Annotated in this window: 7 protein-coding genes; 3 read left to right on the top strand and 4 right to left on the bottom strand. The window is 40.7% G+C overall.

Translation table 11 applies throughout. The annotated features are described in order from the left end of the window. Window positions 1-128: 128 nt before the first annotated feature. Together JWQ54_RS24235 and JWQ54_RS24240 are read left to right on the top strand one after the other, a co-directional pair. The gene (locus tag JWQ54_RS24235) at window positions 129-1496 is read left to right on the top strand and encodes a sigma-54 dependent transcriptional regulator (protein ID WP_299590243.1); all 1368 of its coding nucleotides are present in this window, start codon (window positions 129-131) and stop codon (window positions 1494-1496) included. A 516-nt stretch (window positions 1497-2012) separates the two neighbouring features. Further along, window positions 2013-3020 carry a sensor histidine kinase gene (locus tag JWQ54_RS24240; RefSeq protein ID WP_299590245.1) on the top strand — a complete coding sequence of 336 codons (1008 nt, stop codon included), beginning with the start codon at window positions 2013-2015 and terminating at the stop codon, window positions 3018-3020. Between the two features lie 101 nt (window positions 3021-3121). Here JWQ54_RS24240 and JWQ54_RS24245 read toward each other — a convergent pair whose 3' ends face one another. The 4 genes from JWQ54_RS24245 to JWQ54_RS24260 all read right to left on the bottom strand — a co-directional run bounded on the left by JWQ54_RS24245 (window position 3122) and on the right by JWQ54_RS24260 (window position 11335). Beyond that, window positions 3122-3682: a dihydrofolate reductase family protein gene (locus JWQ54_RS24245; RefSeq protein ID WP_299590247.1), complete on the bottom strand. Its 561-nt coding sequence runs from the start codon at window positions 3680-3682 to the stop codon at window positions 3122-3124. Window positions 3683-3724: 42 nt separating this feature from the next. Beyond that, window positions 3725-6193 carry a sensor histidine kinase gene (locus JWQ54_RS24250; protein ID WP_299590249.1) on the bottom strand — a complete coding sequence of 823 codons (2469 nt, stop codon included), beginning with the start codon at window positions 6191-6193 and terminating at the stop codon, window positions 3725-3727. Between the two features lie 267 nt (window positions 6194-6460). Beyond that, the gene (locus tag JWQ54_RS24255) at window positions 6461-8908 is read right to left on the bottom strand and encodes a histidine kinase dimerization/phosphoacceptor domain -containing protein (RefSeq protein WP_299590251.1); all 2448 of its coding nucleotides are present in this window, start codon (window positions 8906-8908) and stop codon (window positions 6461-6463) included. A 174-nt stretch (window positions 8909-9082) separates the two neighbouring features. Then, a complete protein-coding gene (locus JWQ54_RS24260) occupies window positions 9083-11335 on the bottom strand; it encodes a histidine kinase dimerization/phosphoacceptor domain -containing protein (protein WP_299590252.1) in 2253 nt (750 codons plus the stop codon). Window positions 11336-11752: 417 nt separating this feature from the next. Here JWQ54_RS24260 and JWQ54_RS29260 point away from each other — a divergent pair, with 417 nt between their 5' ends. Further along, complete coding sequence (locus tag JWQ54_RS29260) at window positions 11753-11992, top strand: DUF2798 domain-containing protein (RefSeq protein WP_367187136.1); 240 nt, start codon at window positions 11753-11755, stop codon at window positions 11990-11992. Window positions 11993-12050: the final 58 nt, after the last annotated feature.

Genomic DNA, 12050 nt, shown 5'->3' on the forward strand with positions numbered 1-12050 from the left:
GAGCAAGGATATAGATGCTAATTTAATATTTATCGTAAAAAAGGAACAAAGGTTGCGGTTATATTTAATATTAAGATTAAAAGTATTGACAGTAATTCAATTCATAAAAAAGTATTATTTAAATAGTCATGAAAGCTAAAATACTTATCGTCGAGGACCAATTTGTTGAGGCGAATAATCTGCGTCTTATGCTTGAGCGTGCGGGGTATAAAGTTTGTACTATTGCAAGATCGGTGCCTATCGCCTTGAAAATTATTGAAAAAGAGCATCCGGAGTTGGTACTGCTCGATATCCTGCTCCAGGGGGAGCTTACCGGTATAGACCTCGCTAAATCGCTGAGAGCTAAAAATATAGCTTTCGTTTACCTGTCCGCAAACTCGAATAAACCAATCTTCGCCCTGGCAAAAGCGACCAAACCTTATGGATTCCTTGTAAAACCTTTTCGTGATAAAGATGTATTGGTTATGCTGGATGTAGCATGGTACCTTCATCAGGAACAATTACAAAACATAAATCAAAAAAAAGTTGTCACGCCTGTAGATAATACTGATCGGCCCTCCGGCCTGGATTATATTATTACAGAAAGCATGGATATGCTTCGGGTACTGACAAGTGTAAAAACAGTAGCCTCAACTGATACTTCAGTATTAATCTTAGGTGAAAGTGGTACCGGAAAAGAATTAATAGCCCGCGGCATTCATCAGGCTTCTCAGCGGGCATCTAAGCCTTTCATTATCGTCAATTGTGCAGCATTGCCGCAAAATCTCATCGAATCCGAACTATTCGGACATGAAAAAGGGTCGTTCACCGGGGCTTTTAATAAAAGGATCGGGAAATTTGAACAGGCAAACGAAGGCACCATTTTTTTAGATGAGATTGGCGAACTGTCTTTGGAATTACAAGTGAAGTTCCTGCGGGTTTTACAGGAAAAGGAAATAGAGCGTATCGGAGGCCAAACCAAAAAGATTAACGTTCGCGTTATCGCTGCCACTAATCGTGACCTTGAAGAAGAAATATTGGTTGGTCGTTTCAGAATGGATCTTTATTACCGGCTCAACGTTTTCCCCATTTTACTGCCCCCGCTGAGGGAAAGAAAGGAGGACATTCTTCTACTGGCACGTCATTTCATCAAGTTTTATTCGAACAGGGAAGGAAAAAAAGTAATCGGCATGTCCGAACAGGCAGCTAAAGAAATGGTAAACCATTCATGGCCGGGAAATGTACGGGAATTGGAAAATCTTATAGAACGTTCAGTGTTAATGGCTACGGGACCAAAAATTGAATATATAACTCTTTCGAAGGGCGTGCAAAAGCCTGAATTACCTGAGGACGATCCTGAAAAAATGAAAACGATGGAAGAACATGTGCGTGATTATATTTTGACAGTTTTAAAGAGATGTAACTGGAAAATTTATGGTAAAGGCGGAGCTGCAGAAATTCTGGGTATGAACGTTTCGACACTTAATTCACGTATAAAAAAACTGGGTATAAAATGAGGTTAAAAAAACCAAAGTTTTTTTACATAAACACTTCTGCGCTATTTGCCTGGTGCCGTGTCTGGTAAAATAGTTTTATTTCGTTAGCATATCGGAAATTTCCGGAATATAAGCGAATGTCATTTTTACTTTTCAACATTTATCGCTTATTATCAATGCTTTGTATATTTGGCATTTTAAGTGCCACGAAAATTTTATACACGTTAATGATTTTACAATGATAAACGCCTATGAAAAAGACAAGCTTAAAAATATGGAAGTGTCAGAGTTCCGGGGTCTGGCAATTGTATCAATCCTTTTCAGCAATAATCTGCTGTCACATCTTTTAATATCTACGGCTAAGGCGAACCTGCATTAAATCTTCAAATGGCCTTAATTAATTCCAACTGATAAGTTGTTTGTAAATATTTTATTGTACATTTTTTATCTCAAATAAATTATTATACATTTAATTCATCGTTAAAACCCTATCCATCCCTGAATGTCTCGCGGGTCATGCCGTTTAATATCATAGTTATGCGCAAACTCTACGTTTTTGCCTTACTGACGGCATATATTTCAGGTGCTTATGCCCAGAAGATTTCCGGGCACGAGGCAGAATCCTTTTTGAAGGCAGCAATTCATGTAAATGCGGCCCGGATCACCTATGAAACAGGAAGGAAAGAGAATAATATAAGGCTGCGGGAACAAAACATCAGCCTGCTCAAACAAAACGTACGCCTGCGGCAGGCTTTGCAGGACCAGGCTGCCATGCTTCGGAACGAAACGATCACATGTATTTTAATTCTACTGATTTGTGCGGGAATATTTTACAGGCAATATCAGCTGAAGCAAAAGTCAAACAGGTTGGTTAGTCAGAAAAACAAAATAATTACCGAAAAGGATGAATTGTTTGATCGTTTGATCAAAGAGAAAGAGTGGCTGCTTATGGAAGTGCATCACCGCGTCAAAAATAATCTCCATACGGTTCTATCCCTTTTAGAGTCTCAATCTATTTTCCTGGAAAATGAGGCCTACAAGGCATTGGAAGACAGTAGGAGCAGGGTATATGCGATGTCACTGATCCACCAGCAACTGTATCAGTCCGAGGATATCAATACGATCAATATGTCCGTCTACCTTTCAGAATTCGTCAGCCATCTCCAACAAAGCCCGGGTGCGCCTAAAATTCATTTTGAACTTAATGCCCCGCCTATGCAACTGGCGCTATCACAAGCAATGCCGCTGGCGCTTATTATTAATGAGGCAGTCACCAATTCCATCAAATATGCATTCCCCGGCAAAAGAAGCGGCGAGATTAAAATAAATCTCTCGAGGAAAGATGAATTGATCAAACTGGTTATCGCAGACAATGGCATTGGGATTGATCTTGGCCTCTTTGACACACCCCTGAATTCATTAGGTATTACCCTGATCAAGGGGTTGGCGGAAGATATCAGGGGAAGCCTGCAATTTGAGTCAAATAACGGCACTTGCGTCACTTTGAGCTTTAATATAGATCGTTTTGATTACAGCCTGTCCTAGTGTCTTGTCAACTACTGATTGACGCTTAGTCCCGGGTCGAAAGTCCTGTGTCTTGAGTCAGAAAACCGTAAAATTGACTTTTGACTTACGACTAAAGACTTTCATTTTCTTATTTCGTAACATATTTCTATCATTCCGCTCTTGTAGGCTGTCACGCCTTTCAGATGCAATGCCTGTTCTTGTCCTATGTTGTCAAAAAAAAGTGTCCCGTTACCCAATATAATAGGTATAACTGACAACCTTATTTCATCTGCCAATTTTAAACGTATGAAATCTTTGGCTAGCATTGCCCCACCTGCAACCCAAACATTCTTGTAGTTTGGTTTTAGTCGTTCATCTACAAGTTTGTTCAAGTCACCCGAATAAATTTCAATGTTCGGTCTGTCAACAGGCAGGTTTCGGTGAGTTAATACAATTGTCGGCACGTCTCCATAAGCCCACCCATTGGATTTTGAAAGCTCCAAAGCGTGTTCGTATGTCCTGGCACCCATTACATAGCAATCTATTGTTTTAAGAAATTCCTCCGCATCATGTTTTGTAACGGTAACTCCTTTTTCATAGTGATCAGATGTCTCAAACCACGAAACGCTGTCTTTTTTGGCAATAATCCCGTCAAGACTTGAAACCATATGTATCGTTACTTTAAATGTTTTTGTCGGCATTTTTTAGTTAATATTTGCCCGTTCATAGGAATACTTTTCTTATCAATTCAAAACGGGTGATTTTTCAACCAGTAGGTCAATCTCAAAGGTAATCGTGATTACCGTCCCACTGTTATTTTCAAACTGTATTTGGCCGCTGATTTCGTCGACAAGTCCTCTCATTAGTTTTAAACCAAGGGAATCAGGATCGGGGCATTTTGCAGCTTTTCCCATTCCAACACCATTATCCATAATTATCAGTTCAATATTTTCATCTATTTGCCGCATTCTGATGCTGATCTCCCCCAGTCTGTTACCAGGGAATGCATATTTAACGGAATTTGTGATCGCTTCATTTAAAACTAATGCCAGGGGAATGGCCTGCGCTATACTGAGTTGAACCGGATCAACTTCAAGGTTAAAATGAATGTATCTTCCTGTATCAAAACTATCGCGAAGGTAATTGACCAATTCAGGAAGATATATGGACATATCAATCGTTTTCACATCGTCTGACTGGTAGAGTTTTTGATGGATCAATGACATGGAGAAGATCCGGTGCTTGCTGGTTTCCATTGCCTTTAATGCATCGTTTTCCAGGTACATAGCCTGCGATTCCAAAAGGCTGATAACCATATGCAAATTATTTTTTACGCGGTGGTTTATTTCCTTAAGCAACCAGTCTTTTTCGGCAACCAGTTTCTGCAACAGCTCATTTTTATGGGTGATCAGCTCGTTTTGGCCGGTAATTGTTTTATTGTTCCTTTGTCTCAGCCTGCTTTGCCGGTAAAGCAACCCGGCGATGATCGCCACCAAAACAATACCACCTATGGTTACATTTTTTATTAACCTGGCTTTATTTAAATTGGCCTTTTCCAGTTTTGCATTTTGGTTCAGTAATGCTATCTGGCCTTCCTTTTCTTCGGTCGCGTATTTAACCTGCAATTCCTCTGCCTGCTTTGTTTTTGAAATGACATAATTGGAGTCAGCTAATTTTTTGTACAGACTTAAGTGATGCACCCCTGATGTATTGTCTCTTTGCATGGAGTCCATGTTGATCAAAGTGCTTAATACGTCAAGCTCATTCCCTAATCCTCCGCTTCCATGTGAAGGGTCTGAGAGGAATCGCTCATAAAAGATGCGGGCCTTATCATAATCGCCTTTTAAAAAATATAAATCTCCAAACTTCTCAATAACAAGCGCGCGTCTGAAACTATAGCCATTTTTCTCCAATTGTTTCTCCATACTATCAGCAGTAACCACATATTTTTCGGCCATGTTATAGTTTTTAAACGAGATATAACACGAGGCATAGGCCATATTATAAAATAGTTTATCTGAGATCGTTTTCGGCGGCATTTTTTTTGAAACCTCAAGAAGGATATTCCAGGCTTTATCGGGATGATCTGAAGCGATAAGAGAAATGACCAGGCTATTAAGGTTTAGATATAATAAATTGTCGTTGCCCGCCCTCATCATCGTATATACCGCTTTCTCTAACCATTTTTTAACTTCTTCATGCTTTGGATCTTCATCATAATATAATTGCCCAATACGGCCGTAAAAACCGCCCAATCCAATACTATCATGCACTCCCTCAGCTACACGTACTGTTTCAAGCGCATATCGTAATGGCTCCCCAAACTTCCCTTCAAATGTGGTTATCATGTCCACCGCATCGGTATTATAGTGTATGAAAGGAAAGCGGATCGATTGGGCCAGGCTGAGTGCCTCGAGCGAAGCTTTACGGGCCTTGTCCAATTGATAAATGGGTACGTTCAGGTAGCTGATATCCGTTAGCGCACTTATTTCGCCTTCGGTATTGTTTTGCTGGTGATAAAGCTGCCGGGCCTGCTGCAGATAAGCTATCCGTTTGGGAGCGGTGACTGGTGTAAAGCCGGTGTACAGGCCCCTGTAAAACCATACTTTTGCCTCGGTTATGTGATCACCTGCCGCCTGGCAGTCTTTTGCCAGCTGATCAAAGATGGGGTCACCGTGCTGAAAATCGTAGCCACCAGCATACATCTTACCGATAAGCAAACGTGCCTGCCGGCCCAATTGCTGTTCGTGCAGCGCCTTACTTTCGCTGATGGCCCTGTTCAAAAAATATAAAACGCTGCCTTTATACCGATGGTAACTATCCGGCTCGAAGGCGTAATAAGCGCCCAGGAACACTAACAATTCAAGATGTTTTTTACCTGAGGCGGCTGACAACATTCGCATGCCGTTTTTGGGATCTCTTTTATCTATCCATTTTAACTGACCGGCCAGATCGGCGGTGTCTATCGCTTCGGCAATCACCGGCAGCCGGCTCAGCCCAAGAGAATGGGCGCAATAGATAAGGCTGCTGTCCAGGTCGACCTCGCTTTCCTTCGCCGCCGTATAAAATGATGCGCTAAGCTGCAACAGCAGGCGCTGCCAGGAGGTTTTGTATTCGGATGGCTTATGAAACGCAACAGTTTGTGCACTTGCTTTAAAACAAAAAAAGCAATTCAAAAAGATCACCAGGCCCAAGGATAATTTTTTGATCATGACTGCTAATTAGGTGGATATCTGGTGCGATAACCGTTAATGATATAGTGCCATAAATTCTTGCGATCAGAATAGCCTATGTTATGTGAATTTACCAAATTAAATTAATTTCCGAATCAAAATTTCTTTTTTAAAAAGCATCAGGAACAGAAAAGGCGATGTGGCATATATGGTACCCGCTCTTTCCGGGATCATCTGCAGGTTATTTGCCTCAATAAATTGGTCTTCAACAATTAATATTTCCCGTTCATAGGAATACTTTTCTGATTAATTCAAAATGGGTGATTTTTCAACCATGAGGTCAATCTTAAAGGTAATCCTGATTACCGTCCCATTGTTATTTTCAAACTGTATTTGGCCGCTGATCTCTTCGATAAGTCCCCTCATTAGTTTTAAACCAAGGGAATTAAGATCGGTGTCTTCCCTGGCCATTACCATTCCAACACCATTATCCCTAATTATAAGTTCAATATTTTCACATGTTTGCCGCATTTTGATGCTGATCTCTCCCCGTCTGTTACCGGGGAATGCATATTTAATGGAATTGGTTATGGCTTCATTTAAAACTAATGCCAGGGGGATGGCCTGCGCTATACTGAGTTGAACCGGGTCAACTTCAATGCTAAAATGAATGTATTTTCCTGCATCAAAACTATCGCGAAGGTAATTGACCAATTCAGGAAGATATACGGACATATCAATTGTTTTCACGTCGTCTGACTGATACAGTTTTTGATGGATCAATGACATGGAGAAGATTCGGTGCTTGCTGGTTTCCATTGCCTCTAATGCATCGTTTTCCAGGTACATAGCCTGTGATTCCAAAAGGCTGATCACCATATGCAAATTATTTTTTACACGGTGGTTTACTTCCTTTAGTAGCCACTCTTTTTCGGTCAGCAAACGCTTCAGTAACTCGCTTTTATGAGTGATGACCTGGTTACTCTTTTTCGTGAGCCTGCTTTGCCGGTAAAGCAACCCGGCGATGATCACCACCAAAACAATACCACCTATGGTTACATTTTTTATTAACCTGACTTTATTTAAATTGACCTTTTCCAGTTTTGCATTTTGGTTCAGTAATGCTATCTGGCTTTCCTTTTCTTCGGTCGCATATTTAACCTGTAGTTCCTCTGCCTGCCTTGTTTTTGAAATGACATAATTGGAGTCAGCTAATTTTTTGTACAATTTAAAGTGACGCACAGCTGATGCATTGTCTCTTTGTATCGAGTCGATCCTGATCAATTTCTCTAACGCATAAAGCTCACTCGATAATCCTGTGCCTGCACGTGAGGGGTCTGAGAGGTATCGCTCATAATTAATACGAGCCTTACCATAATCGCCTTTAAAAAAATATAAATCTCCAAGCCCTTCAGTAACAGCCGCGCGTTGGAAACTATATCCATTCTTTTCCAGTTGCTGCTCTATACTATCAGCCCTAACCAAATATTTTTCGGCCATGTCATAGTTTTTAGCCATGATATAACACCATGAATAGGCCATATTGTAATTTAATTTATCAACAGGCGTTTTCGGAGGCATTTTTTTTGAAACTTCAAGAAGGATATTCCAGGCTTTATTTAGATTCCCCTTCGCGTTAAGAGAATAAATCAGGTTGGCCACAGTTAGATATAAAACATTGTCGTTGCCAGTCCTTATCATCGTATATATTGCTTTCTCTAACCATTTTCGAGCTTCTTGATGAGTTGGGTCTTCAGTAGCATATAATACCCCAACACGGCCGTAAAAACCGCCCAATCCAATACTGTCACGTGCGGCCTCAGCTACACGTACCGTTTCAAGCGCATATCGCAAGGGTTCCCCAAACTTGCCTTCAAAAGTGGTTATCATGGCCACTGCATCAGTATTGTAGTGTATAAAGGGAAAGTGGATGGATTCGGCCAGGCCGAGCGCTTCGAGTGAAGCTTTATGGGCCTTATCCAATTGATAAATGGGTACGTTCAGGTAGCTGATATCCGTTAGCGCGCTTATTTCGCCTTCAGTGTTGTTTTGCTGATGATAAAGCTTTTGGGCCTGCTGCAGATAAGTTATCCGTTTGGAAGTAGTGACTGGTATAAAACCGGTGTACAGGCCCCGGTAAAACCATACTTTTGCCTCGGTTATGTGATCACTTGCTGCCTGGCAGTCTTTTATCAGCTGATCAAAGATGGGGTCGCCATGCTGAAAATCGTAACCATCAACATACATCTTACCAATAAGCAAACGCGCCTGCCTGCCCAACCGCTGTTCGTGCTGCGTTTTACTTTCGCTGATGGCCTTGTTCAAAAAATATAAAACGCTGTCTTTATAACGATGGTAGTTATCCGGCTCGAAGGCGTAATAGGCACCCAGGAACACTAACAATTCAAGATGTTTTTTCCCTGAAGCGGCTGACAACATTCGCATTCCGTTTTTGGGATCTCTTTTATCTATCCATTTTAACTGCCCGGTCAGGTCGGGGGCGTTTATCCCTTCAGCAATCACCGACAGTCGGCTCAGCCCAAGAGAATGGGCGCAATAGATCAGGCTGCTGTCCAGGTCGACCTGGTTTTCCTTCGCCGCCGTATAAAATGACGCGCTAAGCTGCAAAAGCAGGCGCTGCCAGGAGGTTTTGTATTCAGATGGCTTATGAAACGCTGTAGTTTGTGCACCTGCTTTAAAACAAAAAAAGCAATTCAAAAAGATCACCAGGCCCAAGGATAATTTTTTGATCATGACTGCTAATTGGTGCGATAACCATTAGTGATATAGTGCCATAAATTCTTGCGATCAGAATAATAGCCTATGTTATGTGAATTTAGCAAATTAAATTAATTCTGCAGATTATTTGCCTCAATAAATTGACCTTCAACAATTAATATTTTCCCGTTCATAGGAATACTTTTCTGATTAATTCAAAATGGGTGATTTTTCAACCAGGAGGTCAATCTTAAAGGTAATCCTGATTATCGTCCCATTTTTATTTTCAAACTGTATTTGACCGCTGATCTCTTCGATAAGTCCTCTCATTAGTTTTAAACCAAGGGAATCAATATCGGTGTCTTCAGTAGCTTTTACCATTCCAATACCATTATCCCTAATTATAAGTTCAATATTTTCATTAGTTTGCCGCATTTTGATGCTGATCTCTCCCCGTCTGTTACCGGGGAATGCATATTTAACGGAATTGGTGATGGCTTCATTTAAGACTAATGCCAGGGGAATAGCCTGCGATACGCTGAGTTGGACCGGGTCGACTTCAAGGCTAAAATGAATGTATTTTCCTGCATCAAAACTATCGCGAAGATAATTGACCAATTCAGGAAGACATACAGACATATCAATCGTTTTTACATCGTCGGACTGGTAGAGTTTTTGATGGATCAATGACATGGAGAAGATCCGGTGCTTGCTGGTTTCCATCGCCTTTAATGCATCGTTTTCCAGGTACATAGCCTGCGATTCCAAAAGGCTGATAACCATGTGCAAATTATTTTTTACACGGTGGTTTACTTCCCTAAGCAACCAATCTTTTTCGATCAGCAGGCTGTCCTTCTCTGCGACTGTAACCTGAAGGCTTTGATTAATCAGGCTGATCTCCTGCTGTTGTGCTTGCAGCAACCGGTTGTTATGTTGTTTCTGGCGATAGCGCCGGTAGCCCAGTACCAGGGATAAGAAAAGCAGGCCGGCGCCTGCAATGGTAAAATTCCGTACAGTGCCGGCGTGCTGTAATTTGACCTGTTGCAACTTACCTTTGTTTTCAAGCTGCTGCACTTTCTGATCTTTTTCATATTGCAATTGCAGTTCAGCTATCTGCTTAGCCTTGGCGACCGTAAAAATGGAATCGGTCAATGATTTATATCGCTGATAGTTTTTGATTGCTGAAAGGTAATTGCCTGTTACAGAATCCGTTTTAAATAGCTTTAGATAAGTATCTCTTATCGTTTCCACTTCGCCGATCCCTCGTGGGACAGCCAGCACTTTGTGCAAATAAATACCAGCCGGGATATACCGTTTACGGGAAAAATAAAAGTCGGCCATTCTCTTATACGCTATTAGTCCATCATATTTCCTTGATTCCCTTTCTGCAATGGCAACCGCCTGCTGATAGTATTTTTCTGCCAGATCGTCTTTCCCCAGTAGGCTATAGCATTCGCCGAGTTTTGTTGCTACCTTTAGTTTCTCCCAATCAGCAGTCGGCGGCCGTTTTTTGATGAGCTTTAGCAGAAATTCCAGCGCCTCTTTTTTTTTGCCTTCCTTTATCATCAGGGATATAAGGGAATTGTTGATGCTATAAAACAACTCCGGGTCCTTAGCGCCGTTAATCATAGCCCTTTTTATCCAATATTTACTTTTTTCATCTTCGTTCAAATTTTTGTAAACAGCTCCTACTTTCAAATATAAAACATATGCCTGGGCAGTATCACTGGTAGCCTGCACGCTTTTGATCATTTCGAGCGAATAATATAATGCTTTGTTAAAATTGCCTTTTACATTACTTATCGAGGCGAGGAGATCATAAGTGTAATGCAGCTTTTTGTAGCCGATCGATTTGTAAATGCTTAGTGCCTTCAATAATTCATTTTCGGCCTCATCCAATTTTCCCTGCCGTAAAAGCTCATCACCGATATATTTAAGCACATCGGCTTCTTTTTCTTTATTATGGAGTTCTGTGTAGATATTTAGCGCGTGTTCAAAGCCATGTAGTCCCCGCATTACCGTACTATCCTCCGAATACATTGTCCTAACCGCTATTGAGATCCAGGCCTGCGCTGCTTCTTCCTTCCCGCCGGATCGCATATAGTTATCAATTGCCTGCAAATAAGCAGTCCGGGCTTTCGGCTGGTCTCCCCTTTCAAAAAGCACTTCAGCCTTCAGGAACGAAACCTTATTTTGAATTTTAGAGGATTTCAGCGTAGCACCTAGTGTACTTGCCTGGTTTAGAAACAGATCTGCGCTATCCAGGTCGCTTTTAAATTCTCCCAATTTATAGAGGTAGTAGCCACCGAGTTTTATTAATATTTTAAGACGTTCGCTACTGCTTGTTGTTTTTTTCAGATCGAAAAGTAATTGCCGTGTGGAATCAGCTGAAGAGGCGTTTTGGGCCTTCGCATTTAAATAGAGGGTAAATAATAACATAACGGCTGTAAATAGCTTTCTCATTACTTTACTTATTTGAAAATGTTACAGCGTGGATAATGGCAGGTAAAAAAAAGTCTCTTTATAAAAATATAGGTGCGATAACCATTAGTGATATAGTGCCATAAATTGCGATCAAAATAACCTATGTTATGTGAATTTAGCAAATTAAATTAATTCCAGAATCAAAAATTTCTTTTTTACAACAAAGGCCTATCATCCAGCGCACTGATCAACGCTGTGAACTGCTGTTTTTGCGATTTTCATGGTATCCCTATCGTAAATTTTCGAAATACCAACAATAAAAAATATCCAAAAAAACATATAACTGCCTGCGTAATATCATTTTAGCTACATGGTATCCTTTTTGCAAATGTTGGTTAAGTTTCTCACGATAGCTATGTTAAACGTGGAACATTGAAAAAGTCAACTTTTAGAAACATGAGACTCACACAAAAACAAGCGGCACCAGCATTTGTCATTTTGGTATCTATCGCCACAACTGCGATACTTAGTTTCGGAATTTTATGGACCCATCACAAAATTGACAGTGAATTTTTCATCATGTGGAGACCTGATTTTATTCATGGCTGTTTAATTTCCATCCCGACCGGTTTTATATTAAATCCGCGTATTAAAAAATTGATAGACCATTACACGGAAACAGTCAAGGCCAATTAAATAGCTCAACCTGGGTCAACTGGAAAAGGATATAGATTAATGGACTCAAAATACAAAA

This window comes from Mucilaginibacter sp., from assembly GCF_028288225.1.
Taxonomy (GTDB): Bacteria; Bacteroidota; Bacteroidia; order Sphingobacteriales; family Sphingobacteriaceae; genus Mucilaginibacter.

Bases quoted from the DNA above. Each gene is read 5' to 3' on its own strand.
- JWQ54_RS24235 (WP_299590243.1), top strand. From the start codon at position 129: ATGAAAGCTAAAATACTTATCGTCGAGGACCAATTTGTTGAGGCGAAT.
- JWQ54_RS24240 (WP_299590245.1), top strand. From the start codon at position 2,013: ATGCGCAAACTCTACGTTTTTGCCTTACTGACGGCATATATTTCAGGT.
- JWQ54_RS24245 (WP_299590247.1), bottom strand. From the start codon at position 3,682: ATGCCGACAAAAACATTTAAAGTAACGATACATATGGTTTCAAGTCTT.
- JWQ54_RS24250 (WP_299590249.1), bottom strand. From the start codon at position 6,193: ATGATCAAAAAATTATCCTTGGGCCTGGTGATCTTTTTGAATTGCTTT.
- JWQ54_RS24255 (WP_299590251.1), bottom strand. From the start codon at position 8,908: ATGATCAAAAAATTATCCTTGGGCCTGGTGATCTTTTTGAATTGCTTT.
- JWQ54_RS24260 (WP_299590252.1), bottom strand. From the start codon at position 11,335: ATGAGAAAGCTATTTACAGCCGTTATGTTATTATTTACCCTCTATTTA.
- JWQ54_RS29260 (WP_367187136.1), top strand. From the start codon at position 11,753: ATGAGACTCACACAAAAACAAGCGGCACCAGCATTTGTCATTTTGGTA.